The 26,281-nt window shown below is 62.4% G+C and carries 29 protein-coding genes; 11 read left to right on the top strand and 18 right to left on the bottom strand.

Annotation, left to right across the window (positions count from 1 at the left end):
* Positions 1–40: 40 nt before the first annotated feature.
* Genes PspR32_RS04905 through PspR32_RS04885 form a run of 5 tightly spaced genes read right to left on the bottom strand, consistent with a single transcriptional unit; the run spans position 41 to position 3,076 of the window.
* Positions 41–346, bottom strand: a complete 306-nt coding sequence (locus tag PspR32_RS04905; protein WP_010223374.1) for an STAS domain-containing protein — start codon at positions 344–346, stop codon at positions 41–43.
* Positions 343–993, bottom strand: coding sequence for an MlaC/ttg2D family ABC transporter substrate-binding protein (locus tag PspR32_RS04900; RefSeq protein WP_010223375.1), 651 nt, complete (start codon positions 991–993; stop codon positions 343–345). The genes PspR32_RS04905 and PspR32_RS04900 overlap by 4 nt, the downstream gene beginning before the upstream one ends.
* A gap of 9 nt (positions 994–1,002) precedes the next feature.
* Positions 1,003–1,470: an outer membrane lipid asymmetry maintenance protein MlaD gene (gene mlaD, locus PspR32_RS04895; protein ID WP_010223376.1), complete on the bottom strand. Its 468-nt coding sequence runs from the start codon at positions 1,468–1,470 to the stop codon at positions 1,003–1,005.
* Positions 1,470–2,267, bottom strand: a complete 798-nt coding sequence (mlaE, locus tag PspR32_RS04890; RefSeq protein ID WP_010223377.1) for a lipid asymmetry maintenance ABC transporter permease subunit MlaE — start codon at positions 2,265–2,267, stop codon at positions 1,470–1,472. The genes mlaD and mlaE overlap by 1 nt, the downstream gene beginning before the upstream one ends.
* Positions 2,267–3,076: an ATP-binding cassette domain-containing protein gene (locus PspR32_RS04885; protein WP_010223378.1), complete on the bottom strand. Its 810-nt coding sequence runs from the start codon at positions 3,074–3,076 to the stop codon at positions 2,267–2,269. The genes mlaE and PspR32_RS04885 overlap by 1 nt, the downstream gene beginning before the upstream one ends.
* A gap of 244 nt (positions 3,077–3,320) precedes the next feature.
* On the opposite strand from PspR32_RS04885, the gene PspR32_RS04880 reads away from it, so the two are divergent.
* The 10 genes from PspR32_RS04880 to PspR32_RS04835 all read left to right on the top strand — a co-directional run bounded on the left by PspR32_RS04880 (position 3,321) and on the right by PspR32_RS04835 (position 10,331).
* Complete coding sequence (locus tag PspR32_RS04880) at positions 3,321–4,295, top strand: KpsF/GutQ family sugar-phosphate isomerase (RefSeq protein ID WP_159388158.1); 975 nt, start codon at positions 3,321–3,323, stop codon at positions 4,293–4,295.
* On the top strand, positions 4,296–4,820 hold the full coding sequence (locus PspR32_RS04875; protein ID WP_010223380.1) for a KdsC family phosphatase: 525 nt from the start codon (positions 4,296–4,298) through the stop codon (positions 4,818–4,820).
* Between the two features lie 8 nt (positions 4,821–4,828).
* On the top strand, positions 4,829–5,404 hold the full coding sequence (lptC, locus tag PspR32_RS04870) for an LPS export ABC transporter periplasmic protein LptC (RefSeq protein WP_010223381.1): 576 nt from the start codon (positions 4,829–4,831) through the stop codon (positions 5,402–5,404).
* Entirely contained in the window at positions 5,391–5,915 is a 525-nt protein-coding gene (gene lptA / locus PspR32_RS04865) for a lipopolysaccharide transport periplasmic protein LptA (RefSeq protein WP_010223382.1), read from the top strand. The genes lptC and lptA overlap by 14 nt, the downstream gene beginning before the upstream one ends.
* The gene (gene lptB, locus PspR32_RS04860) at positions 5,916–6,641 is read left to right on the top strand and encodes an LPS export ABC transporter ATP-binding protein (protein WP_010223383.1); all 726 of its coding nucleotides are present in this window, start codon (positions 5,916–5,918) and stop codon (positions 6,639–6,641) included.
* Positions 6,642–6,820: 179 nt separating this feature from the next.
* Positions 6,821–8,314 carry an RNA polymerase factor sigma-54 gene (locus PspR32_RS04855; protein WP_010223384.1) on the top strand — a complete coding sequence of 498 codons (1,494 nt, stop codon included), beginning with the start codon at positions 6,821–6,823 and terminating at the stop codon, positions 8,312–8,314.
* A gap of 81 nt (positions 8,315–8,395) precedes the next feature.
* Entirely contained in the window at positions 8,396–8,704 is a 309-nt protein-coding gene (gene hpf, locus PspR32_RS04850) for a ribosome hibernation-promoting factor, HPF/YfiA family (protein ID WP_010223385.1), read from the top strand.
* A gap of 12 nt (positions 8,705–8,716) precedes the next feature.
* Positions 8,717–9,181: a PTS IIA-like nitrogen regulatory protein PtsN gene (gene ptsN, locus PspR32_RS04845; protein ID WP_010223386.1), complete on the top strand. Its 465-nt coding sequence runs from the start codon at positions 8,717–8,719 to the stop codon at positions 9,179–9,181.
* Between the two features lie 2 nt (positions 9,182–9,183).
* Entirely contained in the window at positions 9,184–10,038 is an 855-nt protein-coding gene (gene rapZ / locus PspR32_RS04840) for an RNase adapter RapZ (protein ID WP_010223387.1), read from the top strand.
* A gap of 20 nt (positions 10,039–10,058) precedes the next feature.
* On the top strand, positions 10,059–10,331 hold the full coding sequence (locus PspR32_RS04835) for an HPr family phosphocarrier protein (RefSeq protein ID WP_010223388.1): 273 nt from the start codon (positions 10,059–10,061) through the stop codon (positions 10,329–10,331).
* Positions 10,332–10,346: 15 nt separating this feature from the next.
* Here the strand turns inward: PspR32_RS04835 and PspR32_RS04830 are convergent, their stop codons facing one another.
* The 6 genes from PspR32_RS04830 to pmbA form a co-directional block, all read right to left on the bottom strand.
* Positions 10,347–11,240 (bottom strand): ZIP family metal transporter, encoded by an 894-nt coding sequence (locus PspR32_RS04830; protein ID WP_036993956.1) that lies wholly within the window; start codon positions 11,238–11,240, stop codon positions 10,347–10,349.
* A gap of 11 nt (positions 11,241–11,251) precedes the next feature.
* Positions 11,252–11,863, bottom strand: a complete 612-nt coding sequence (locus tag PspR32_RS04825) for a superoxide dismutase (protein ID WP_159388157.1) — start codon at positions 11,861–11,863, stop codon at positions 11,252–11,254.
* 1 nt (position 11,864) lies between these two features.
* On the bottom strand, positions 11,865–12,326 hold the full coding sequence (locus PspR32_RS04820; protein ID WP_010223392.1) for a hypothetical protein: 462 nt from the start codon (positions 12,324–12,326) through the stop codon (positions 11,865–11,867).
* Between the two features lie 27 nt (positions 12,327–12,353).
* The gene (locus tag PspR32_RS04815) at positions 12,354–13,730 is read right to left on the bottom strand and encodes a class II fumarate hydratase (protein ID WP_159388156.1); all 1,377 of its coding nucleotides are present in this window, start codon (positions 13,728–13,730) and stop codon (positions 12,354–12,356) included.
* Positions 13,723–14,124 carry a FagA protein gene (locus PspR32_RS04810; RefSeq protein ID WP_081492803.1) on the bottom strand — a complete coding sequence of 134 codons (402 nt, stop codon included), beginning with the start codon at positions 14,122–14,124 and terminating at the stop codon, positions 13,723–13,725. The genes PspR32_RS04815 and PspR32_RS04810 overlap by 8 nt, the downstream gene beginning before the upstream one ends.
* A gap of 216 nt (positions 14,125–14,340) precedes the next feature.
* A complete protein-coding gene (gene pmbA, locus PspR32_RS04805; RefSeq protein ID WP_010223395.1) occupies positions 14,341–15,687 on the bottom strand; it encodes a metalloprotease PmbA in 1,347 nt (448 codons plus the stop codon).
* A gap of 108 nt (positions 15,688–15,795) precedes the next feature.
* Here pmbA and yjgA point away from each other — a divergent pair, with 108 nt between their 5' ends.
* On the top strand, positions 15,796–16,317 hold the full coding sequence (yjgA, locus tag PspR32_RS04800; RefSeq protein ID WP_010223396.1) for a ribosome biogenesis factor YjgA: 522 nt from the start codon (positions 15,796–15,798) through the stop codon (positions 16,315–16,317).
* A gap of 42 nt (positions 16,318–16,359) precedes the next feature.
* Here yjgA and tldD read toward each other — a convergent pair whose 3' ends face one another.
* The 7 genes from tldD to mreC all read right to left on the bottom strand — a co-directional run bounded on the left by tldD (position 16,360) and on the right by mreC (position 26,273).
* Positions 16,360–17,799, bottom strand: a complete 1,440-nt coding sequence (tldD, locus tag PspR32_RS04795; RefSeq protein ID WP_010223397.1) for a metalloprotease TldD — start codon at positions 17,797–17,799, stop codon at positions 16,360–16,362.
* Between the two features lie 2 nt (positions 17,800–17,801).
* Positions 17,802–18,653: a carbon-nitrogen hydrolase family protein gene (locus PspR32_RS04790; protein WP_159388155.1), complete on the bottom strand. Its 852-nt coding sequence runs from the start codon at positions 18,651–18,653 to the stop codon at positions 17,802–17,804.
* 8 nt (positions 18,654–18,661) lie between these two features.
* Positions 18,662–22,477 carry a YhdP family protein gene (locus PspR32_RS04785; RefSeq protein ID WP_159388154.1) on the bottom strand — a complete coding sequence of 1,272 codons (3,816 nt, stop codon included), beginning with the start codon at positions 22,475–22,477 and terminating at the stop codon, positions 18,662–18,664.
* A gap of 88 nt (positions 22,478–22,565) precedes the next feature.
* Complete coding sequence (gene rng / locus PspR32_RS04780) at positions 22,566–24,023, bottom strand: ribonuclease G (protein WP_010223400.1); 1,458 nt, start codon at positions 24,021–24,023, stop codon at positions 22,566–22,568.
* An 80-nt stretch (positions 24,024–24,103) separates the two neighbouring features.
* On the bottom strand, positions 24,104–24,706 hold the full coding sequence (locus PspR32_RS04775; protein ID WP_159388153.1) for a Maf family protein: 603 nt from the start codon (positions 24,704–24,706) through the stop codon (positions 24,104–24,106).
* 35 nt (positions 24,707–24,741) lie between these two features.
* A complete protein-coding gene (gene mreD / locus PspR32_RS04770; protein WP_010223402.1) occupies positions 24,742–25,230 on the bottom strand; it encodes a rod shape-determining protein MreD in 489 nt (162 codons plus the stop codon).
* Positions 25,230–26,273, bottom strand: a complete 1,044-nt coding sequence (gene mreC / locus PspR32_RS04765; protein ID WP_010223403.1) for a rod shape-determining protein MreC — start codon at positions 26,271–26,273, stop codon at positions 25,230–25,232. Before mreC ends, mreD begins: the two co-directional genes overlap by 1 nt.
* Between the last annotated feature and the right edge of the window lie 8 nt (positions 26,274–26,281).

Below are 26,281 nucleotides of genomic sequence, written 5' to 3'. Positions count from 1 at the left end.
ATCGGAGACTCTGACAGAGGGGCCAGTCGCTGGCTGGCGGTCATTGACCGGCCAGCACCTCATCGAGGTCATAAACTTCGGCGATTTCACGCATGTCCTGGGGCATGGAGCGGACCTGCACGGCCTTGCCCGCCGCCTTGCCATCGCGCATGAACGCCAGCAGCAGGGACAGGCCGACGCTGCTGGATTTCTCGACCTTCGAGCAATCCAGCACCAAAGCCTGGGCCTTGCACGCCGCGATCAGGGCCTTGCCTTCCTTGCGCAAGGCAGGCCCGCTGCGGTAATCCAGGACCCCGGCCAGGTTCAATACACCCGGCTCGCTCATGGTCACGGCGTTGTCGGTCATTGCGCTTGCTTCTCGGCCGCTTGCTCGGTGGACTCCTTGGCCTTGGCCACTTCGCCGGCCCAGCCGTCGATGGTCTTGTCCAGGTTGTTGCCGTTGCGCTGCATGGCGTCGGCGAACTGGTCACGGAACAGCTTGCCGATGTTGATGCCGTTGACGATGACGTTACGCACTTTCCACTCGCCATTGAGCTTGGTCAGGGTGTACTGCACCGGGTAAACGGCACCGTTGTTGCCCTTGACCGTCATGTCGACGCTGGCGCGCTCATCACCGTCCTGCTTGGCATTGCCGACAGTGATGCCCTGGTTGTTGTATTCGAGCAGGGCGTTGCCGTAGAACTGCATCAGGCTGCGCTTGAAGTTCTCCTGGAAGCGCTGCATCTGCGCCGGGCTGGCCTGGCGCGAATACTTGACGGTCATGATGCTTTTCGAGATGCCGTCGGCATCGACGACCGGGCCCAGGTTGGCATTGAGCGCATCGTAGAACGCACTCGGGTTGGCCTTGTACTGTTCTTTGTTGGTCTTGAGGTCAGACAACAACTGGCTGGTGGTCTTCTCGATCACCTCTTTGGGGGACTGAGCAGCCGCGCCGGCCATCAGTGGCAGCGCTGCCAGCAACACCAGCAAGCTGCGTCGCAGGATAGAAATCATGGAAACTCCTTATTTAGCTTCTTTGCCAACGGTATTGAGCAGGAACTTGCCAATCAGATCTTCCAGTACCAGCGCCGACTGGGTGTCGTGAATGGTTGCACCATCCTTGAGCACCGCATCTTCTCCGCCCACGCTGATACCGATGTACTTCTCGCCGAGCAGCCCTGCGGTGAGGATAGATGCAGTGGAGTCGACCGGCAGATTGTCTACCCGTTTTTCCAGCTGCAGCGTCACCCGACCGGTAAAGGTGTCACGATCCAGATCGATGGCGGTGACCTTGCCGATGGTCACACCGGCCATGGTCACTTTAGCTCTGACAGTCAAACCGGCGATATTGTCGAAATTGGCATAAAGTTTATAGGTATCGCTGCTCGGGCTCGCCGACAGGCCGCTGACACGCAGGGCCAGCAGGATCAGCGCCAGGATCCCGGCCAGAAGAAACAGGCCGACACCGATTTCCAGGGTGCGGTTTTGCATCAGAAATCTCCAAACATCAAGGCGGTCAGAATAAAGTCCAGACCCAGGACTGCCAATGAGGCATAGACCACGGTCTTGGTAGTGGCACGACTGATCCCCTCTGAAGTGGGCTCGCAGTCATAGCCCTGGAATACGGCAATCCAGGTCACGACGAAGGCAAAAACCAGGCTCTTGATCACCCCGTTGAGCACATCGTCGGTAAAGGAAACACTGTTCTGCATGTTGGCCCAGAACGAGCCTTCATAGACGCCCAGCCAGTCCACGGCAACCCAGGAGCCACCCCAGATGCCGACCACGCTGAAGATCAGCGCCAGCAACGGCAGGGAGATGAAACCGGCCCACAACCGTGGGGCAACGATGTACTTGAGCGGGTCGACACCGATCATTTCCAGGCTGGACAACTGCTCGGTGGACTTCATGTTGCCGATCTCGGCGGTCAGCGCCGAGCCTGCACGGCCGGCAAACAGCAAGGCGGTAACCACCGGCCCGAGTTCACGCAGCAAGGTCAGGGCAACCATCTGCCCCACCGCCTGTTCCGAGCCGTACTTGGTCAGGATGCTGAACCCCTGCAGGGCCAGCACCATGCCGATGAACACCCCGGAAACGACAATGATCGCCAGCGACAGCACGCCAACCGAATACAGCTGCCGGACCAGCAGCTGGAAGCCGCCGCCGGTGCCGCTGCGCCCTACCAGCGAATGCAGCAGGAACAAAAAGGAGCGGCCGAGTACGGCCAGCACGTCGATGGCCGAACGGCCAAAACGACGAATACGTTCGAGCATGGATTTTTTGCGCATCAACGCTTCCCCAGAAGATCGGCGCGGTAATCCGGCGCAGGAAAGTGAAAGGGCACCGGACCATCCGGATCGCCTTTCATGAATTGACGAATGCGCGGGTTATCGGAGCCCATCAGTTCCTCTGGCGTGCCCTGCCCCAGGACCTGACCATCACCCACCACGTAGATGTAGTCGGCAATGCTGGCGGTTTCGGCCAGATCATGGGAAACCACGATACTGGTGATGCCCAGGGCGTCGTTGAGCAGGCGGATCAGCCGTACCAGCACCCCCATGGCAATCGGATCCTGGCCGACGAACGGCTCGTCGTACATGAGGATCTGCGGGTCCAGAGCGATGGCCCTGGCCAGGGCGACGCGACGCTTCATGCCTCCGGACAACTCGTCGGGCATCAGCTCGATGGCGCCGCGCAGGCCAACGGCCTGGAGCTTCATCAGGACGATGTCGCGAATCATCTCGTCGGACAGCTGGGTATGTACCCGCAACGGGAAGGCGACGTTCTCGAACACATCGAGATCGGTGAACAGCGCGCCGCTCTGGAACAGCACGCCCATTTGCTTGCGGGCATCGAACAGGTCACTGCGCGACAGGGTCGGCAGATTCTGCCCTGCCACCCAGACTTCGCCGCTGGCCGGACGCAACTGTGCGCCCATCAGCCTCAGCAGCGTGGTCTTGCCGCACCCGGAAGGCCCCATGATACCGGTAACCTTGCCGCGCGGAATGCGTATGTCGACATTATTGAAGATGCTGCGCGAACCGCGCTTGAAGGTTACGCCCTTCAATTCGACCGCGTAGGCGTTATCAACGCTCATCTAGACTCCTTGCGATGCAGCCTTCTCACTCAGACGCGCGCCCCCTTCGTGGAGGCACGCCCGCACCGAGCGGGCCGAACAGCAGCGAACTATAGCACCGCTGATAGGGCCGCCCCAAGGCCGCCACGGTGCTTGTTCAGGTATGGTTAAGCTAAGTGGACGACTGTATGACAATCACAAGGTGAGGCTTTTGCCCTTTACCGCTATAATCGCCGCCTTTTCATCAGGCAATCCGATTTTCGACATGAGCCAATCCAGCGACCTGATCCAATCCGCGCAGCGCACCATCCGTTTCGAACTCGAGGCGGTTGAGGGCCTGCTGGCCCACATCGACGCCGATTTCGTCAAGGCATGCGAGCTGATCCTGGCCAGCAAAGGCCGGGTAGTGGTGGTCGGCATGGGCAAGTCGGGGCACATCGGCAACAAGATCGCCGCCACCCTGGCCAGCACCGGTACGCCGGCGTTTTTCGTCCACCCGGCCGAAGCCAGTCATGGCGACATGGGCATGATCACCCGTGATGACGTGATCCTGGCCCTGTCCAACTCGGGCTCGACGGCCGAGATCGTCACCCTGTTGCCGCTGATCAAGCGCCTGGGCATCCAGTTGATCAGCCTCACCGGCAACCCCGACTCGCCGCTGGCCAAGGCCGCCGAGGTCAACCTCGACGCCCGTGTCGCCCAGGAAGCCTGCCCGCTCAACCTGGCACCGACCTCCTCGACCACCGCAGCACTGGTACTGGGCGATGCCCTGGCCATCGCGCTGCTCGAGGCCCGCGGCTTTACCGCTGAAGACTTCGCGTTCTCGCACCCCGGCGGCGCCCTCGGCCGACGCCTGCTGCTCAAAGTCGAGAACGTCATGCACGCTGGCAACGAGTTGCCGCAGGTTCAGCGCGGTACCCTGCTCAAGGACGCGCTCCTCGAAATGTCTCGCAAAGGTTTGGGCATGACCGTGGTACTCGAAGCCGACGGACGGCTGGCCGGGATCTTCACCGACGGCGATCTGCGCCGTAGCCTCGATCGCAACATCGATGTGCACAAGACCCTCATCGAGGAAGTCATGACCGCCCACGGCAAGACCGCCCGCGCCGAGATGCTCGCCGCCGAGGCCCTGAAGATCATGGAAGACCACAAGATCAGCGCCCTGGTGGTGATCGACAAGGACGAGCGCCCGGTTGGCGCCCTGAACATGCACGACCTGTTGCGTGCGGGAGTGATGTAAATGACCCAGGACCTGCTCCAGCGCGGCAAAGCCATCAAACTGGCGGTTTTCGACGTAGACGGCGTACTCACCGATGGGCGCCTGTACTTTCTCGAAGACGGCAGCGAATTCAAGACCTTCAACACCCTCGACGGCCAGGGCATCAAGATGCTCATGAACTCGGGCGTGACCACCGCCATCATCAGCGGGCGCAAGACCCCGGTGGTCGAGCGCCGGGCAAAGAACCTCGGCATTCCTCACCTGTACCAGGGCCGCGAAGATAAATTGGTGGTATTGGACGAGCTTCTTGGCCAGCTCAACCTAAGCTATGAACAGGTTGCCTATCTGGGCGACGACCTGCCTGACCTGCCCGTGATCCGACGGGTCGGGCTGGGCATGGCGGTGGCCAACGCCGCCGCCTTCGTTCGCGAGCACGCTCATGGGGTGACCCTGGCGCGCGGCGGCGAAGGTGCCGCTCGCGAGTTCTGCGAACTGATCCTGCAAGCCCAGGGCAATCTTGAAGCGGCCAACAGCCATTACCTGTAGAGCGACACATGTTCAGTAAGAAAATCCGCAATATTGCGCTGTTCAGTGTGATTGCCGCCTTGCTGGTGGCGATCGGCTACTGGAACATCAGCCCTGAGAGCTTCCTCGACAACAAGCCTGTTGTCGGGCCCGACCAGAGCGCCATTGACTATTACGCCGTGAACGCCCGCAGCGTGCAGTTCCTGCCCGACGGCAAGATGCAGTACGAGATGACTGCCGACAAGGTCGAGCACCTCAAGGCCAGCGAAGTGACCTTGCTGACCACGCCGGACCTGCAGATGTACCGTGGCACCACTTACCCGTGGCACGTGCAAAGCGAGCGCGGCGAGGTCAACCCCGATGGCAGCGAAGTCGAACTGATCGACTCGGTACGGGTTGCCCGCACCGATGAAAAAAACCGCACCATGATCATTACCACCAGCCGCATGACGGTATTCCCGCAGAAGCAATATGCGCAAACCGAGCAAGCCGTTAGAATCGACGGCGCCGGTGGCGTAACTACGGGCAATGGAATGAAAGCGTATTTGAAAGACGGCAGGATGGACCTGCTGTCCAACGTAAGAGGACAGTATGAGGCTCGTTAAAACCCTCCCCTTTTTGCTCAGCCTGAGCGCAGCACTGGGAAGCGCGAGCGCCTGGGCCCTGCCGACCGACCGTGACCAGCCGATCCGTATCCAGGCTGACCATGCTCAACTGGATGACAAACAAGGCGTCGCCACCTACACCGGTGACGTGATCATCACCCAGGGCTCGATGATGATCAAAGGCAACACCGTGACCATCACCCGCACTGCCGGTGGCGACATCGACGTGGTGACCTCGGTGGGCAACCTGGCCTACTTCGAACAGCAGCAGAGCGCGGCCAAGCCAGACAAGATGCAAGGCTATGGCAAGACCATCCAGTACAATGCGCCGCAAAACCGCATCGTCCTGATCGACCGCGCCAAAGTGATCAACGAAGGCAACACCACCGAAGGCGAGAAGATCGTCTACGACACGGTGAAACAGATCGCTACCGCCGGTCGCGGTGGCAAAGTCACCGAGTCGCGCCCACGCATCGACATGGTGATCCAGCCGAAGAAGAAGGCCGAGTAAATGGCAACCCTCAAAGCCCAGCACCTGGCCAAGAGCTACAAGAGCCGGCAAGTGGTCCGCGACGTCAGCCTGTCGATCGACAGCGGCCAGATCGTCGGCCTGCTCGGCCCCAACGGCGCCGGCAAGACCACCTGTTTCTACATGATCGTCGGCCTGGTCCAGGCCGATCAGGGCCGCGTCCTGATCGACGACCACGATGTCAGCCATCAGCCCATGCACGGCCGCGCGCGCGCCGGTATCGGCTACCTGCCGCAGGAAGCCTCGATCTTTCGCAAGCTGTCGGTGGCCGACAACATCATGGCCATCCTTGAAACCCGCAAGGACCTCGACCGCGATGGCCGGCGCAAGGAACTGGAAAGCCTGCTGCAGGAATTCCACATCAGCCACATCCGCGACAACCTCGGCATGAGCCTCTCCGGTGGCGAGCGTCGCCGCGTCGAGATCGCCCGCGCCCTGGCCACTGCGCCGAAGTTCATTTTGCTCGACGAACCCTTTGCCGGTGTCGACCCGATCTCGGTCGGCGACATCAAGCAGATCATCCACCACCTGAAGGCCAAGGGCATTGGCGTTCTGATCACCGACCACAACGTCCGTGAAACCCTGGATATCTGTGAAACCGCTTACATCGTCAACGATGGCCAACTGATCGCCGAAGGCGATGCAGAGACCATCCTGGCCAACGATCTGGTCAAAGAGGTTTACCTCGGCCATGAGTTCCGCCTGTAGGCTCAAGGTGTAAGGCGCTGCCAGAGCGCTCTCGATCAAGCCAGTTCATGGCTTAATTGTTACGGCGCTCTAGGCAAACGCTGCAATTTCAGGCATATAATTTGCTTAAAGTTGGCGCTTCGGTGCCCTTGTAGTGGATGGCGCATGTGCGCCGGCAAATAAGGTGTTAAGCCCCTGCCATGAAACCATCGCTCGTCCTAAGAATGGGCCAGCAACTGACGATGACCCCGCAGTTGCAACAGGCCATACGTCTGCTCCAGCTTTCTACCCTGGACCTCCAGCAGGAAATCCAGGAAGCGCTGGAATCAAACCCGATGCTCGAACGCCAGGAAGACGGCGACGACTTCGACAACAGCGACCCGATGGCCGACAACGCCGAGAGCAAACCCGTCGCCGAAGTTCAGGAAACCAGCTTCCAGGAGACCGCCCCGACGGTGGACAACCTCGAAGAAGGCGAATGGAACGAGCGCATCCCCAACGAGCTACCGGTCGATACCGCCTGGGAAGACATCTACCAGACCAGCGCCAGCAGCCTGCCCAGCAACGACGATGACGAGTGGGACTTCACCACCCGCACCTCCGCTGGCGAAAGCCTGCAGAGCCACCTGCTCTGGCAGCTCAACCTGGCACCGATGTCCGACACCGACCGGCTGATCGCCGTGACCCTGATCGACTGCATCAACAACCAGGGCTACCTCGACGAAACCCTGGAAGAAATCTGCGACTCCTTCGACCCCGAGCTCGACATCGAGCTGGATGAAGTCGAAGCCGTGCTGCACCGTATTCAACAGTTCGAACCGGCCGGCATCGGCGCGCGCAACCTCAGCGAGTGCCTGTTGCTGCAATTGCGCCAACTGCCGCCAGGCACCCCGTGGATGGCCGAAGCCCAGCGCCTGGTCAGCGACTACATCGACCTGCTCGGTGGCCGCGACTACAGCCAGCTGATGCGCCGCATGAAGCTCAAGGAAGATGAACTGCGCCAGGTCATCGAACTGGTGCAGAGCCTCAACCCGCGCCCAGGTTCGCAGATCGAGTCCAGCGAAGCCGAATACGTGGTGCCGGACGTGATCGTGCGCAAGGACAACGAGCGCTGGCTGGTCGAGCTCAACCAGGAAGCGGTACCGCGCCTGCGGGTCAACCCGCAGTACGCCGGCTTCGTTCGCCGCGCCGACACCAGCGCCGACAACACCTTCATGCGCAACCAGTTGCAAGAGGCGCGCTGGTTCATCAAGAGCCTGCAAAGCCGTAACGAGACCCTGATGAAGGTCGCCACCCAGATCGTCGAGCACCAGCGTGGCTTCCTCGATCACGGCGATGAGGCGATGAAGCCGCTGGTGCTGCACGATATCGCTGAAGCGGTGGGCATGCACGAATCGACCATTTCCCGGGTCACCACGCAAAAATACATGCACACCCCTCGCGGTATTTACGAGCTGAAGTACTTTTTCTCCAGCCACGTCAGCACCTCCGAAGGCGGCGAGTGCTCGTCCACGGCGATCCGCGCGATCATCAAAAAACTGGTTGCAGCGGAAAATCAGAAAAAGCCATTGAGTGACAGCAAGATCGCTGGTTTACTGGAGGCACAAGGCATCCAGGTAGCACGTCGCACCGTCGCCAAGTACCGCGAGTCCCTCGGCATTGCACCGTCGAGCGAGCGCAAGCGATTGATGTAACGGCTCCTGAGGTGTGCCACCGCAGTTCAGTGGCAGGCGCAACACCTGCCTCTTATGCACCGGCAACAAAGGAGAAGCTGTATGCAAGTCAATATCAGTGGACAGCATGTAGAAGTTACTCAGCCCCTGCGTGAGTACGTCGAGCAGAAGTTGAAACGGCTGGAGGGGCATTTCGACAAGATTACCAATGTGACGGTAATCATGAAGGTCGAGAAGTTGCAGCAGAAGATTGAAGCAACGCTGTTCATTCCCGGCGGCGAAGTGGTTGCAAATGCCGAACACCAAGACATGTATGCAGCGATCGATGCCTTGACTGACAAGCTCGACCGCCAACTGAAAAAACACAAGGAAAAACAGCAAAGCCTGCTGCAAGGTGCAGCGGCCCGCTGATCCCCCTCATCCATGATCCGACTTGAAACCATCCTGACCCCCGGCCGTTCCCTTGTGAACGTGCCGGGCGGCAGTAAAAAGCGTGCGCTCGAACAGATCGCCAATCTGATCGGCAAACAAGTGCCCGAGCTGGACACCCAGGACGTGTACGAAGCCCTGATCGCCCGGGAAAAACTGGGCTCTACCGGCTTCGGCAACGGCATTGCCATTCCGCATTGCCGCCTCAAGGGCTGCGAATCGCCGGTCAGCGCACTGTTGCACCTTGACGCCCCTATCGATTTCGACGCCATCGATGGCGCCCCGGTCGACCTGCTGTTCGTACTGCTGGTCCCGGAAGCGGCTACCGATGCGCACCTGGAGCTGCTGCGCCAGATCGCCAGCATGCTCGATAGCAAGGACGTACGCGACAAACTGCGTGCGGCCACCAGTAACGAATCCTTGTACCAGGTCGTACTGGACGTACAGAACGGGCACTGAACATGCGCTTGATCATCGTTAGCGGCCGGTCCGGCTCCGGCAAGAGCACCGCCCTCGATGTACTTGAGGACAACGGTTACTACTGCATCGACAACCTGCCGGCGGGCTTGCTGCCGCAGCTGGCCGAAAACGCCCTGATCAATACCGAACTGATGCAGCCCAAGGTGGCGGTGTCGATCGACGCGCGCAACCTGCCAAGCCACCTCACGCGCTTCCCCGAACTGCTTGAGGAAGCCCGTAGCCGGCACATCCAGTGCGATGTCCTGTACCTGGACGCCGACGAAGAAACCCTGCTCAAGCGTTTCTCGGAAACCCGTCGCCGCCACCCGCTGACCAATGCCGAACGCTCGTTGGCCGAAGCCATCAAGGTCGAGAGCGATTTGCTCGGGCCGATCGCCGACCTCGCTGACTTGAAGATCGACACCACCAACCTGAACCTCTATCAGTTGCGTGATTCGATCAAGTTGCGCCTGCTGAACCAGCCGGAGCCAGGCACGGCCTTCCTGGTCGAGTCCTTCGGCTTCAAGCGCGGCATGCCGGTAGACGCCGACCTGGTGTTCGATGTGCGCTGCCTGCCCAACCCTTACTGGAAGCCGGAACTTCGCGACCATTCAGGGCTGGAGCAACCGGTGATCGACTACCTGGCAGCACAGCCGGATGTCGAGGACATGTTCCAGGACATCTCCAGCTACCTGCTCAAATGGTTGCCACGCTTTGCCGCCAGCAACCGCGCCTATGTCACCATTGCCATCGGCTGCACCGGCGGTCACCACCGCTCGGTGTACCTGACCGAGCGACTGGGACAGCTGCTGCAACAATCGTTGAAGAACGTCCAGGTTCGCCACCGCGACCTCTAGCCCACAGGATCCCCGCCTCGATGCCCGCTCGTGAAATCACCATCATCAACAAGCTGGGGCTGCACGCCCGGGCGGCGGCGAAATTCGTAGGTGTAGCCGGACGCTTTCCCTGCCAGGTCCGAGTGGGCCGTACACCCCAGAGCCTGGTCGACGGCAAGAGCATCATGGCCGTGATGATGCTCGCAGCTGGCAAGGGCACTCAGGTGCACCTGCACACCGAAGGCGAAGAAGACGACGCAGCACTGGCTGCACTGGTCGAGCTGATCAACAACTACTTCGACGAGGGCGAGTAACCCGCCCCCGTTTTCTCAAGACAGCGCCGTGTCCATCACCATCATCAGGCAGAAGCCGATGCACAGGCCAAGACTGGCCAGCCGGTGATGGCCATTGCTGCGCGATTCCGGAATGATTTCCTGGGTCACCACCAGCAACATCGCACCTGCCGCGCAGGCCAGCCCCAATGGCAGCAACAACTCCGCCACGCTAACCAGCCAGGCGCACACCACTGCCGCCAGCGGCTCGACCAGACCTGAAGCCGCACCGATCAGAAACGCCTTGAAACGGGCCATCCCCGCCCCTGCCAGCACCAGGGCGATGACCAGGCCTTCGGGCACATCCTGCAAGGCGATACCCATGGCCAGGCTGTCGGCATCAGGCATGCCGCCGCCGGCAGACACGCCAATGGCCATCCCTTCCGGAATGTTATGGGCAATGATGGCGATGACGAACACCCAGATCCGCGCGGCGATCACCGGCTGCTGGGCAGTACCGACCAGCGCCTCCGGTGAAGCGCCGGAGACCTTCAGGTCCACCAGGTACAGACAGAAGGCCCCGAACAGCAAGCCGAAGCTGATCAAGCCACCCGCGCCCCATTTACCCAGGCCAATGGCCTGGGCGGCATCCAGCCCGGGAATGATCAGCGAGAAAGCCGTGGCCGCCAGCATCACCCCGGCACCGAAGCCCAGCAGGGTATCGGCGAGCGCCACCGGCATGTTGCGGATCACCAGCACCGGCACGGCGCCCAGGGCAGTGCCCAGGGCGCACAGCGCACCGCCTTCAAGTGCCCGTAGCATGCGCGGCTCCAGATCAAGCCAGGCGATACCCTGAGCCACCAGCAGCGCGAAGCCGACCAGCAGCAACAGGGTACCGAGCGCCAGGCGAAACAGCCGCACTCCGGCAATGGACATCACATCCGAACGCATACCAGCGCGACTCACACAAGCGCGGCTGCGTAACGACGCTCTACCTCGGACCAGTCGATCACGTTGTAGAACGCGTTGATGTATTCCGGACGGCGGTTCTGGTACAGCAGGTAGTAAGCGTGCTCCCAGACGTCCAGGCCGAGGATCGGCGTATTGCCGTTCATCAGCGGGCTGTCCTGGTTACCACTGCTTTCGACCACCAGGGTCTTGGCCGGGGTCACGCTCAACCAGGCCCAGCCGCTGCCGAAACGGGTCAGCGCAGCCTTGGTAAAGGCTTCCTTGAAGGCGTCGGAGCCACCCAATTGCTCCTCGATGGCCTTGGCCACGGCGCCTTGTGGCAAGCCGCCGCCCTTGGGCGACATCACCGTCCAGAACAGCGAGTGGTTGGCGTGGCCGCCCCCCTGGTTGATCACGGCGTTCTGCAGTTTTTCCGGCAGCTGTTTAACGCTGGCGACCAGTTTTTCCACCGGCCACTCGGCATACTCGCTGCCTTCTACCGCCGCATTGAGGTTGTTGATGTAGGTCTGGTGGTGCTTGCTGTGGTGAATCTGCATGGTCTGGGTATCGATGTGCGGTTCCAGCGCATCGTAGGCGTAAGGCAATGCAGGCAAGGTATAAGGCATATCACTGGATTCCATATCGTAGGGCTGAAGGCGCGGTGCTTTCCTGGCCGGCATGCAGGGCCGGCTGCGGCTCGTGCCGGTAGAGCAGACGTTCGGTGCGCGGGTACTGGCCGTACTCGCTGATAAAGCTCAGCAACTCGGTGTAGGTCTTGCTGCTGTGGCGCAGCGCAGCTTCACGCAACCTCGGCGCCAGGCGTGGGTCCTGGGCGCTCTGCAGCAGCCGCTGGTGAATGGCGCAGAGGTACTCGGCGCTTTCCTGCGGCTGATTCAGGCGCAGGTGCAAGTCGGCCAGGTTATGGTGGGCGATGACACAAGCGGCCACCGCTTCGTCGGCGTCATGCCAGCGCTCGAACAACACCTGGGCAAGCGCCAGGGCCTGCAGATACAACTCGCGGGCATCGACCAGCTCGCCCTGCTCGAACAAGCGGTTGGCAATTTCGGTGGTGCGTTTCCAGTGCTGCATGACTAACCTCCAGAGCGGTGGACCGGCTCAGATCCCGCCAGCGGTGAGCTTTTCCGGATCGAGCAGCGCTTCAAGCTGGCTGCGCGGCAGGTCGGTATGTTCCAGGGCCACGTCAATAATCGGGCGACCCTGCTTGTAGGCGGTCTTGGCGATCTCGGCGGCCTTTTGGTAGCCGATGATCGGGTTCAGCGCGGTCACCAGGATCGGGTTGCGTGCCAACGCTTCCTTGAGTTTTGGCTCGTTGACCTTGAAGCTGGCAATCGCCTTGTCGGCCAGCAGGCGGCTGGCATTGGCCATCAGCTCGATGCTGCTGAGCAGGTTCTGGGCAATGATCGGCAGCATCACGTTGAGCTCGAAGTTGCCCGACTGTCCGGCCACGGCGATGGTCGCGTCGTTGCCGATCACCTGCGCGGCAACCATGGCGGTAGCCTCCGGAATAACCGGGTTGACCTTGCCCGGCATGATCGAGGAGCCCGGCTGCAAGCCTTCGAGCTCGATTTCGCCAAGGCCCGCCAGTGGCCCGGAGTTCATCCAGCGCAAGTCGTTGGCGATCTTCATCAGCGCCACCGCCGTTGTCTTGAGCTGGCCGGAAACGGCCACTGCGGTGTCTTGCGAGCCGATCAGGGCAAACAGGTTATCCCCAGGGACGAACTCGACGCGGGTCAGCGCGGTCAGTTGCCGGCTGAAGCGGGCAGCGAATTCAGGGTGGGCATTGATGCCGGTGCCCACCGCGGTACCGCCCTGGGCCAGCGCCTGCAGGCTTGGCAAGGTGGCTTGCAGGTGAGCAATAGCCGCCTTGATCTGCGCCGCCCAGCCACCCAGCACCTGGCTCATGCGCACCGGCATGGCGTCCATCAGGTGGGTGCGGCCGGTCTTGATGAACGGATGCACCTGTTCAGCCTTGGCGTCGATGACCTTGACCAGATGGTTTAGTGCCGGCAGCAACTGCTCATGCAAGGCCAGCGCGGCGCTGACATGAATGGTGGTCGGGATGATGTCGTTGCTGCTTTGCCCACAGTTGACATGATCGTTGGGGTTGACCGTGTCGCCCAGCACGCGGCTGGCCAGGGTGGCGATCACCTCGTTGGCGTTCATGTTCGAGCTGGTCCCGGAACCGGTCTGGAAGATATCCACCGGGAAGTGCTGCATGAAATCGCCCGCCAGCAGTTGCTCCACGGCGTTGACGATCGCCTCGCCCCGGGCCGGGTCCAGCTGTTTGAGCTCGATATTGGCCTTGGCCGCGGCAGCCTTGGCCAGCAGCAGCGCGCGAATGAACTGGGTCGGCATGCGTTGCTGGCTGATGGGAAAGTTGTTCACCGCGCGCTGGGTCTGGGCGCCATACAGGGCCTCGGCCGGCACCAGCAGTTCACCCATGCTGTCGCGCTCGATACGGGTATTACTCATCATCAAGTCCTTGCATCAGTTCATCGTAGGAAATCGAAGGCAGCAGCACGCAGTTCGCCAATTGCAGGGCGAAGGGCTGCCAACGCTGGTTGTGTTCATGGCGATCGAGGTTGCGCAGCTCCAGCAGCGGGCGCCAGGCCTGGTCCAGGCACAGGCAGCGCCAATGCCAGGGCAGTGCACGATCGCAGGCGGTATCCAGCAACAGGCGAAATGAAGTCAGGGCGACGGTCCAGGCGCTGGTACCGGTGCAGCACACCAGGTAGCGGCCTTCAGTGAGGTAGTGCTCGATCAGGCGCGGCTCGTCCGGGTCCAGGGCACAGCGAATGCGCCGGCTCAGCCAGCGCCAGTTTTCCAGGTAGGGCAATTCGTGGAGGACTGGTTTCATGAACATCATCGCCGAGATAATGATATTCATTATTAGGTGATAATCAGAATCAGTTCAAGGACAAGAAAAAAAGAAAAACAAAAAGCCCGACACAGGGCCGGGCTTTGCAGGGGGTGTAGGAACGGGCTCTGCGCGCTCGATCGCTGGCAAGTCCAGCTCCCGCAGGTCCAGCTTACATCGAACCATTGTGGGAGCTGGCTTGCCAGCGATGAGGCCGGTAGGGGCTTAACTGCCCGCTACGGTCATCCGCTCAATCAATACCGAACCTGTGTGAATATTGCTGCGGGTTTCAAGATCATTACCGATCGCGACGATTTGCTGGAACATGTCCTTCATATTGCCGGCGATCGTCACCTCCTGAACAGCGAACTGAATCTCGCCGTTTTCAACCCAGAAGCCTGCGGCACCACGAGAATAGTCACCGGTGACCATGTTCAGGCCATGGCCCATCAGCTCGGTGACCAACAGCCCGCGGCCCATGCGCCGCAGCAAGGCCGCCTGGTCTTCGACGCCATGGGTAACGAACAGGTTATGCACGCCACCGGCGTTGGCGGTGCTCGGCAAGCCGAGCTTGCGTCCGGAATAGGTGCCCAGCACATAAGACACAAGCTGGCCATTCTCGACGAACGGTTTGGCGTAGGTTGCCAGGCCATCACCGTCGAAGGCCGCACTGCCCAACGCCCTTTGCAGGTGCGGACGCTCATCCAGCGTCAGCCAGCTCGGGAACAGGCGCTGGCCCATGGCGCCATCAAGGAAAGATGACTTGCGATACAGGTTGCCGCCGGAAATCGCCGAGAGGAAGCTGCCGAACAAACCGCCAGCAAGCTCGGCGGAGAACAGCACCGGTACTTCACAGGTCGGCACCGGGCGCGCGCCGAGGCGGCTGGCCGCCCGTTGCGCGGCGCGAATGCCGATGCTGCGCGGGTCGGCCAGCAATTCGCCCTGGCGGTTGACGTCATACCAGTAATCGCGCTGCATCTGCCCGTCGGCTTCGGCAATCATCACGCAGCTCAGGCTGTGCCGGGTCGAAGCGTAGCCGCCAATAAAGCCATGGCTGTTGCCGTAAACGCGGCAGCCCTGGTGGGTGTTAAGGGTGGTGCCGTCGGCGTTCTTGATCCGTGCATCGGCGTCGAAGGCCGCAGCCTCGCACTCAAGCGCCTTCTCGATAGCCTGCTCGGGGGTGATGTCCCAGGCATGGTACAGGTCGAAATCCGGCTGTTCACGGGCCATCAGTGCCGGATCGGCAAGCCCGGCGCACTCGTCTTCGGAGGTGTGCTTGGCAATCGCCAAGGCGGCGGCGACGGTTTCCCGGATCGCCTCGCTGCCGCTGGCCGACGTGCTCGCCGAGCCCTTGCGCTGCCCCACGTACAAGGTAATGCCGAAACCCTGGTCGCGGTTGAACTCCACGGTTTCGACTTCGCGCTGGCGCACCGAGGTCGACAACCCCTGCTCCAGCGATACCGCCACTTCACAGGCGCTGGCGCCCTGGCGCCGGGCTTCGGCGATGATCTGCTCGACCTGCTCCTGCAACGCCGGCAGGGCCTGTGGACCTACGCTCTGGACTGCACTCATGGTTTTCTCCACTCAAATTCTGCGTTCGGCGCGGGTCAATCTACGACCGGACCGGACAAGCGGCCCCCGACTGGTTATCATGGCGGCGATTCTCAGCGGACTGCCCCCATGGTTGATTCTTACGACACCGCCTTTGACGGCGAAAAAAGCAAAACCCAGATCAAGCGCGAGATGCAGGCGCTGGTTGATATGGGCGAGCGCCTCACTACGCTCAAGCCCGACACCCTGGCCAAACTGCCGTTGACCGACGAACTGCGCATGGCCCTGGAAGAACACAAGCGGCATACCGCGAACGAGGCGAAAAGACGTCATAAATCGTTCATCGGCAAGCTGATGCGTGACCAGGACATCGACGCGATCAATGCGCTTCTTGACCAGCTCGACGCCTCCTCGCGCCAATACAACGAGCGCTTCCACAATCTCGAACGCTGGCGCGACCGGCTGATCGACGGCACCGACGAAGTCCTGGAGAAATTTGTCCAGGAGTATCCGGATGCCGATCGCCAGCAGCTGCGCTCGCTGATCCGCCAGGCCCAGCACGAGCTGGCGCGCAACAAAGCGCCAACCGCGAGCCGCAAGATCTTCAAATACATCCGCGAGCTCGACGAGATCCAACGCGGCCTGCGTTGAGCCCCGCACACGGGCAGGCGCCCTGCCTGCCCGGTTTCACCTTCATGCGCCCGTGCCACCGACGGTGATCGCATCGATCTTCAGGGTTGGCTGGCCGACGCCCACCGGCACCGACTGACCATCCTTGCCACAGGTACCGACACCGCTGTCCAGCGCCAGGTCGTTGCCGACCATCGATACCCGGCTCATGGCTTCCGGACCGTTACCGATCAGGGTTGCGCCTTTGACCGGAGCGGTGATCTTGCCGTCTTCGATCAGGTACGCCTCGCTGGTAGAGAACACGAACTTGCCGCTGGTGATGTCCACCTGTCCGCCGCCGAGGTTGGCGCAGTAGATGCCCTTTTTCACCGAGGCGATGATTTCTGCCGGGTCGCTCTCGCCAGCACGCATGTAGGTGTTGGTCATGCGCGGCATCGGCAGATGCGCATAGGACTCGCGGCGGCCATTACCGGTGCGCGCCATGCCCATCAGACGGGCGTTGAGCTTGTCCTGCATGTAGCCCTTGAGGATGCCGTTCTCGATCAGGGTGGTGCACTCGGTCGGAGTGCCTTCGTCATCGACGCTCAGCGAGCCGCGACGCCCTTCCAGGGTGCCATCATCGACGATGGTGCACAGGCTTGAAGCGACCTTTTCGCCCATGTGGCCGCTATAGGCCGAGCTGCCCTTGCGGTTGAAGTCACCTTCCAGGCCATGACCCACCGCCTCGTGCAGCAACACGCCGGACCAGCCCGAACCGAGCACCACCGGCAAGGTACCGGCCGGCGCCGGGATCGCTTCAAGGTTGACCAGCGCCTGGCGCAGGGCCTCGCGGGCAAAGCCCATGACCCGCTCGTCAGTGAAATAGCGGTAATCGGTACGCCCGCCACCGCCATGGCCGCCACGCTCGCGGCGACCGTTCTGCTCGACAATCACGCTGACGTTGAAACGCACCAGCGGGCGAATGTCGGCCGCCAGGCTGCCGTCGGCAGCGGCCACCAGGATGCGCTCCCAGACCCCGGCCATGCTGACGGTGACTTGCTGGATGCGTGGATCAAGCTTGCGCGTGGCGGCGTCGACCCGTTTGAGCAGGTCGACCTTTTCGGCGCGGCTGATGACTTCCAGCGGGTTGTCGGTGCCATACAACTGGACGACGTCCTGGCTGTTGAACGCTTGCACACTGCCATTCTGCCCGGCACGGGAAATCGACCGGGCCGCGCGGGCCGCCGACGTCAGGGCTTCGAGATTGATGGCATTGCTGTAGGCAAACCCGGTCTTCTCGCCGGACTGGGCACGCACGCCCACGCCCTGATCGAGGTTGAAGCTGCCTTCTTTGACGATGCCGTCTTCCAGTGCCCAGGATTCGGAAATCTGCCCCTGGAAGTACAGGTCGGCGGCATCGATGCCTGGCCCTGCCAGCTCGCCCAGCACTGACTGCAGGCTGTCGAGGGTCAGGCCGCCCGGCGCCAGCAGGTGTTCGCTGACAGTGGATAACATCTGGCTCATAGTCACTCCGAGGTGTGCGCAGGCCGCAAGGCGTCCTGCGAGAAAAAGCGCCGGTGCAAGGTCACCGGCATCCGCGCCCGGATGGACGCTTGTTCGCTGCTGTCGCGCTCGCCGAGCAGCACGGCCTCGCCACTGGCCTGTTCGGCGACGATGCGCCCCCAGGGGTCGACGATCGCCGCATGGCCATAGGTTTCCCGTGGCCCCGGGTGGGTGCCGCCCTGGGCTGCGGCCAGGACATAGCATTGGGTTTCAATGGCCCGTGCGCGTATCAGCACTTCCCAGTGCGCTGCACCGGTCACCGCAGTGAAGGCCGACGGGGCGCTGATCAATTCGGCCCCGGCCTCGCGCAGCGCACTGTACAGCTCAGGGAAGCGCAGGTCATAGCAGACGCTCAGGCCCAGACGACCCACCGGGGTATCGGCAACCACCACCTGCCCGCCGTGGGCATAGTCATCGGATTCGCGATAGCGGCCGCGGTTATCCGCCACATCGACATCGAACAAGTGCAGCTTGTCGTAGCGCGCCACCTGCTCGCCATGTTCATCGATCAGCAAGGAACAGGCGTGGGACTTGGCCTCGGCCTGGCCGATCGGCGGCAGCGGCAAGGTCCCGGCCACTATCCATAACTTGAGGTCGCGGGCAGTCTGTTTCAACCAGGGCAGGATCGGGCCTTCGCCCAGCGCTTCGGCGCGGCCGATTGCAGCGCTGTCGCGCCGGCCCATGGCGGCGAAGTTTTCCGGTAGCACGGCGAGCCGCGCGCCACCTGCGGCCGCCTGCTCAAGCAGGTGCCGGGCTCGCTCCAGGTTGGCCAGAACGTCGCTCTGGCTGACCATCTGGATAACCGCTGACTTCATGCCGGCTCCTAGCGTGTTTTTTCGAAAGGTTTGATAAAGCTTATCTTAGGCTCTTTCCACGGACCCTCGACGCGATAATGCACGCTGGCGTATCGCGCCACCCGATCACCGAGCAGCCGGTCAACCAGGAACAATGCCCCGCCGATGGCCGGCGCCCCGACAATCAGGGCGGCAATCGGCAGGTTGTTGGTCACCGGCAAGGTCACCAACAGGTTGGCGTCGACCCGGTCACGGACCATGTCCAGGGTGCCATCCAGTTCCAGGTTGCTGGACGGGCCCGTCAGGGTAATCGGCTCGCGGGTCACGTAGACCCCTTCACTGGCCACCAGCAGGCCCTTGACCCGGTCGTAGCTCAGGCCCTTGTCGAGCAGGTCGGAGAAGTCCAGGCGCAAGCGCCGACCAATCGAGTTGAAGTTGAGCAGGCCGAACACCCGCAGCGCCTGGGCGCCGCCTTCCACTTCAACGAACTGACCTTTGCGCAAGGCAGCATCGAGGCTGCCGGAGAAACGCTTGAGCCCGACCCAGGCAGGCGAGCCGGGCCAGCGACCATCGACATCGAGGCGGAAATCACGGCTGGTGACCGTCGGGGCAAAGTTCCAGGCCTTGAGGATGTCAGCCAGGTTCTTGCCTTCCAGGCGGCCCTTGTACCAACTGGCGCTGGCCCCCGGCGCGCCTTCCCAGCCACCGTTGCCGTCGATCTGCAGGCCTTTGACGCTGACGTCGAGGTCGTTGAGAGCGATACCTTTGGCGGTCGGGCGAACTTTTACCGCCCAGCTGCCGAGCAGGTCGTCACCGCGGAACAGCTTGTCGATGGTCAGGTCGACGGCTGGAATCTTGCGCGGATCGATGTTGGCCATCGGATCCGGACCGTCATCGGAAGAGACTTCAGCAGGGTCGGCGGGCGGCAGGTGAATGGTCTGCAGGTTGATCACCATCGGCGCCCCCTTGGCATCAGGGATGCGGGCGTTGCCGATGAGTTCCTTGCTGTCCAGGCGCAAGGCCCACAGGTTGCCGCTGCGGTCCACACGTACCACCGCCTGGGCCAGGTTCAGGCCAAAGCCCTTGAGCTGGCCAATACTCAGGTCGACGCCGCGCAGCATCTGCTTGGCACTGCCGCTCGGGTCATTGCCGGCAAAGCGATCAAGCTGCTTCTGCCAGGGCTCCAGGTCCAGCTCCGCCAGGCGGCCACGCACCCGCAGGCCCTGGCCCGGTGGCAACTGGGCGGTCCCGGCGCCGAACAGCAATTCGCCACGCCCCTGGTCGAGCTTGTCCATGGGCGCGGCATAGAACGCCTTGGCGACATCGGCGTAAGTGACATTGAAACGCCGCTCCGGCCCCTGCAAGGTCATGCTGAACTGGCTGTTGCGGGTTTCACTGGAAGCCTTGCCAAAGGGTGCTGGCAAGTCCACCGTCAAGCCCTTGAGGCTTGAATCGACCGTCAGCAGGTTTTCGCGACTGCCCAGGCTCACCTGCAACTGATAAGGCAATTCGCCGGACAGCGGCAGGGCCTGCTTGACCTGCAGCCAGTCGGTCAGCGCCTTGACAGGCATCTGGCCCTTGGCGTTGACGCGAGTTTGCAACTGGCCGGACTTGCCTTCGGCAAAGATCTGCGCGGTGATCGGCTTGTCGAAGGACCGTGCGCTGATGTTCTCGCCGCTCAGGCCCTTGTCGAAGTCAAAGCGGAAATCGCCCTTGAGCTGGTTCAGCTCCAAGGCTGGCGCGGCGATCTTCAACCGTGCATCGCCGGTAGCGAAATCGACCACGATCTTGGGCTTCTGCCCCTTGGCCAAGGGGATATCCAGCTTCAGCTTGCCCTTGAGGCTGCCCTCGCCTTCCCAGCCGGCGAAGATCGGCCCGGTGCCGATCGGGGCGTCCTGGAGAATCTTCAGGCCATCGCCGAGCCCGCCGTCGAATTCACCGTCCAGATAAAGGTGATTGTGTTCACCGGCCACGACATGGGGAATGTTGACCTCAACGTCACGCACCTGGGTATTGAGCAACTGCCCGCTTTGCGCCTTGATGCGCACGCCAGCGTCGTCGATGAACACATCACCGGCAACTTTCTGCACCTGCGGCCAGCCCGGCTGAAAGTCCAGGGCGGCATCGTGCACCTTGAAGAACAGGCTGATGCTCCGGGCCTGCGCCGGGGCACCGTGATTGATCGAGCCCTGATACTGGAAATACCCTTCATCAACCGCGCCCTTGAGGATTGCCGTGCGCAGCCATTCATCCAGCCCCGGGCTGAGCACCTCGGGCAGGTACTTGGCAGTGTAGCGACCATCGCCGTCAACCAGGCCGACACGCAGGTCCATGTAGTCTTCGCGGGTTTCATCGAACAGCAGGCGAATCAGGAAGTCGCCGGCGATCTTGCCCTCATCGCCCAGCACCTTGAGGTACGGCGCGATCAAGGTGAAGCCTTCCTGGTCCAGGCGCCAGGTCAGCCGTGCATTGGCCTTCTGGTAGTGCCAGGGTTTCTCGAAGATCGGGTACAGGTGCAGCATGAAGGCATCGGTATCCAGGCGCAGCTCGCCCTGGCCGAGGTCGCCGCTGATGCTGCCGCTGACATTCCCCGCCGCCGGGGCGCCGTGATAGGCATCAAAACCTACCCGCTCCAGGTTGGCAGCGAAGCTCAGGCGCTGGTCACCCTGGGCTTTAGGCCGGATATCCAGACGCACATTGCGCAAGGCCCCCGTGACCTTGAGGCCATCGACTACCGCCATGAGTTTTTCCGGAAGCGGTGCCAAGGCATCGAGCAGCGGCGTGACGGGCGTCAGGTCGAGGCGGTCGGCCTGGATCGCCCAGGTTTCATCGCTCGACTCGGTCGCTGCCGTCTGCTTGAGCTGCACGTGGGATTCCCAACGGGTCTTGCCCAGGCTCATGGCCAGGGAGTCGACCAGCACATCAAGCCCCTTCTCGCTTCGCTGGAACCAGGCATTGAGGGCCAGGTTATCGACCTGCACCGGCTTGCGTTCGGCATAGTTGCCGCGCAGCTGCGGCGCATTGAGGCGCACCATGGCGCTTTGCAACTGGCCCTTGCCCCAGTTCGCCCACAGCTCGCCACCCGCGCGCAGCTCGGTGGCCTGCCACTGGCCCAGCAGGCGAGGTGGCAGCCAGCGCGCCCAGTCGCTTTGCGGCAAGCTCAGGTAGGCATCGACTTCACCGTCGCGCCACTGGCTTGGGCGGATGCGGCTGCGCAGGCTCAACGCCAGCGGCTGGCCATCGGGCAGGGTCACCCGCGCATCCAGGCGCTGACGCACGCTGCCGGTCTGCAGGCCAAGGCTGACGTAGGTGAGGGTCATCGGCTCGCGCTGGAACGCCTGCAGCGTCACCTGGCTGTCGACCACCGTGACCTTGGACACCACCTGGATTTGCTTGAGCAGTTGCTCGGGGTCCAGCGGCTTGTCGTCTTTTTTCGGCAGCCCTTCCAGAGCCCAGGCGCCATTTTCATCTTCGCGCAGACTGAGCTGCAGGCCACCGACCTCGAGGTTGGCCAGGCGCACTTGACGCTCGACCAGGCTGGCCCAGAGGTCGGGCACCAGCTTGACGCCGTCCAGACGCAGGGCCGTTGCCCCTTCGCCGACCTGGATATCACGCACCCGTACAATCGGCGCCAGGCCGCTCCAGTGCCCTTCCAGGGCACCAATATGCACCGGCATGCCCAGGGCCTGCTCGGCCTTGGTCTCGACTTCGGCGCGGTACTCGGCCACCAGCGGAATGAACTGCCGACCGAGGCTGACATACAGCGCCACCAGCACCGCCAGCAAGGCGCTGAAGCCGAGCCCCCAGCGGGTCAAGGCGCCAAGAACGCGTATTAGTCGTTCCATGCCAGTGGCCCTCCAGATCGTGGCTTAACTATGGCCGCAACCCGGCGCTTTGCCAGCCGACGCACGGCGCAATGTTGTTCAGAACGAGTCAGAGGAGCACCACATCGTATTGTTCCTGGGAATACATGGACTCGACCTGGAAGCGAATGGTTCGACCGATGAAGGCTTCAAGCTCGGCAACATTGCCCGACTCTTCGTCCAGCAAGCGGTCTACCACCTTCTGGTTGGCCAGTACTCTATAGCCTTCGGCCTGATACGCACGGGCTTCGCGAAGGATCTCGCGGAAAATCTCGTAACAGACTGTCTCGGGGGTTTTCAGCTTGCCGCGCCCCTGGCAGCAGTAGCAGGGCTCGCACAGCACCTGCTCGAGGCTTTCGCGGGTGCGCTTGCGAGTCATCTGTACCAAGCCCAGTTCGGTGATGCCGATGATGTTGGTCTTGGCGTGGTCGCGCTCCAGCTGTTTTTCCAGGGTGCGTAGCACCTGGCGCTGGTGTTCTTCATCTTCCATGTCGATGAAGTCGATGATGATGATCCCGCCGATGTTGCGCAGGCGCAGTTGCCGGGCAATGGCGGTGGCCGCCTCAAGGTTGGTCTTGAAGATGGTTTCTTCGAGGTTGCGGTGGCCGACGAAGGCCCCGGTATTGACATCGATAGTGGTCATCGCCTCGGCCGGGTCGACCACCAGGTAGCCGCCGGACTTGAGCGGCACCTTGCGGTCCAGGGCACGCTGGATTTCGTCTTCGACGCCGTAGAGGTCGAAGATCGGTCGCTCGCCCGGGTAATGCTCCAGGCGATCGGCGATCTCCGGCATCAGTTCGGCGACGAACTGCGTGGTTTTCTGGAAGGTTTCCCGCGAGTCGATGCGAATCTTCTCGATCTTCGGGTTGACCAGGTCGCGCAAGGTGCGCAAGGCCAAGCCCAGGTCTTCATAGATTTCGGTCGGCGCGCCGACGGTCTTGATCTGAGTGCCGATCTGCTCCCAAAGCCTGCGCAGGTAGCGGATGTCCATGAGGATCTCATCGGCGCCGGCACCTTCGGCGGCGGTACGCAGGATGAAACCGCCGGCGTCCTGGATGTTCTCCTGGGCGATACAGTCGGTAACCACCTGTTTGAGGCGCTCACGCTCGGCTTCGTCTTCGATCTTCAGGGAAATGCCGACATGGCTGGTGCGCGGCATGTACACCAGGTAACGGGACGGGATCGACAGCTGGGTCGTCAGGCGCGCGCCTTTGGAGCCAATCGGGTCCTTGGTCACCTGCACCACCAGGCTCTGGCCCTCATGCACCAGGGCGCTGATGCTCTCGACCGACGAACCTTCGCGCAGGGAGATTTCCGACGCGTGGATGAACGCTGCGCGGTCCAGGCCGATGTCGACGAATGCCGCCTGCATGCCCGGCAGCACCCGCACCACCTTGCCTTTGTAGATGTTGCCAACGATGCCGCGGCGCTGGGTGCGCTCGACATGCACCTCCTGCAGTACACCGTTTTCCACCACCGCCACGCGTGATTCCATCGGTGTGATGTTGATCAGAATCTCTTCACTCATGGCAGGCTCTCGTCAAATGACTTCAGTAATGATGGATCGCGCGTTGGCGACTGGCTAGGGCAGTTCTGGCTTATCCTCGCTCAACGGGCCGACAGGCGCTGCCAGCAGGGGATGCCGAATTGGCCAAGCAGTCCAGCGGTTTCACTTAGAGGCAGGCCGACCACCGCCGAATAGCTGCCTTCAAGGCGCTGAACGAAAACGGCACCCAGGCCCTGTATGGCATAGCCGCCCGCCTTGTCGGCCGGCTCGCCGCTGGACCAGTAGGCCTCGGCTTCCTCGGCGCTGATGGGACGAAACAGCACATGGCTGCTGACACTGACGCTCAGGCAACGCTCATGATCGGCCACGGCGACTGCGGTCAGCACCTGATGCTGGCGCCCGGAAAGGGCTGCCAGCATCGCCAGGGCATCTTCGCGGTGTTGTGGCTTGCCGAGAATTCGACCTTCGAGCACCACGGCGGTATCGGCCCCCAACACCGCTACCGGGCTGTTGTTGCCCTGGGGCAACGACGCCAGGCCGGCGCAGGCTTTTTCCCGCGCCAGACGCTCGACATAAGCCTCGGCCAACTCGGCGGGCAGCGGCGTCTCGTCGATCGCGGCACTCAGCGAAGAAAAGGGAATGCCGATCTGGGTCAGCAACTCACGGCGGCGTGGCGAGCCAGAGGCCAGGTACAGCAGGGTCATCTTGACGTCTCCCTGTCAGCGTCGAATGTGAGTGCTCAGTTGATGCTCAGGCGGCGGCGCAGACCACGCAGGCCATAGCTGATCCACGGCCAGAGCAAGGCGCTGATGACCGCCGACCAGATCAGCGCCAGGGTCGGCAGGCGGTTGCCGGTCAGGGCGCTGAGCCACAGCTGGATCAACTGGGCCAGGCCGAAGATCACCAGGATCACCAGGCTCTGCTGCCACATCGGGAACATCCGCAGGCGCTGTTGCAACGACAGCACCAGGAAGGTGATCAGGGTCAGCACCAGAGCATTTTGGCCCAATAGCGTGCCGTACAGTACGTCTTCGGCCAGGCCCAGGACGAACGCGGTGGTCATGCCGACCCGGTGCGGCAGGGCCAGGGTCCAGAAGGCCAGCAGCAGTGCCAGCCACATCGGCCGGAACACTTCGGCGAAGGGCAGCATCGGCGATACGCTGAGCAGCATACCGATCAGAAAAGTCAGCCAGACGACCCAGCCATTACGACTGCGGGTGCTTACCATCAGTGTCTCTCCCGGGAAATGACTGGCGCGCCCGGCGTTGCAGCAGGGGCTGCGGGGGCTGCCGTGGCGGGCGGATGGGCACTGGTTGCCGGTGTGGCGGGTGCGGCAGGCGCTGGTGCTGCCGGCGTCGAAGCGGCCGCTGCCGGTGTGACCGCAGCAGGCGCAGCCGGGGACGCGGCAGGCGCAGCACCCACCGCCGAAGCAGGCAGGCCCTGGCGATCCGCCTGTTCCTGGGCAATCGCCGCATCACTGGCACGTTGCTCGGGCGAACGACTGTCGGTGAACACCAACAGCAGGTAGCGGCTGCGGTTAAGCGCAGCAGTCGGGATCGCCCGGACGATGGCAAACGGCTGGCCGGAGTCGTGGATCACTTCCTTGACCGTGGCCACCGGGTAACCGGCCGGGAAGCGCTGGCCGAGGCCCGAGCTCACCAGCAGGTCGCCTTCCTTGATGTCGGCGGTGTCGGCAACGTGGCGCAGCTCAAGGCGCTCCGGGTTGCCGGTACCGCTGGCAATCGCCCGCAAGCCGTTGCGGTTGACCTGCACCGGAATGCTGTGGGTGGTGTCGGTCAGCAGCAGCACCCGCGAGGTGTAGGGCATCAGTTCGACCACCTGGCCCATCAGGCCACGCGCGTCGAGCACCGGCTGACCGAGGACCACGCCATCGCGCTCGCCCTTGTTGATCAGGATCCGGTGGGTGAAGGGATTGGGATCGACGCCGATCAATTCGGCGACTTCGACCTTCTCGTTGACCAGCGCCGACGAGTTGAGCAACTCGCGCAGGCGCACGTTCTGCTCGGTCAGGGCCGCCAGCTTCTGCAGGCGACCTTGCAGCAGCAAGGCTTCGGTCTTGAGTTTCTCGTTTTCGGCAGCGAGTTCGGTACGGCTGCCAAACTGGCTGGCAACCCCCTGCCACAAGCGCTGGGGCAGATCGGTAACCAGGTAGGACGGCATCAGCACCAGGCCCATCTGGCTGCGCAGAGGCTTGAGCAGGGTGAAGCGTGCATCGACCACCATCAGGGTGATCGACAGCACAACCAGCACGAGCAGGT

It is taken from the genome of Pseudomonas sp. R32 (assembly GCF_009866705.1).
GTDB lineage: Bacteria > Pseudomonadota > Gammaproteobacteria > Pseudomonadales > Pseudomonadaceae > Aquipseudomonas > Aquipseudomonas donghuensis.
Note: the sequence above shows the minus strand (reverse complement) of the source record. Positions and strands in the feature narration are given on the sequence as shown.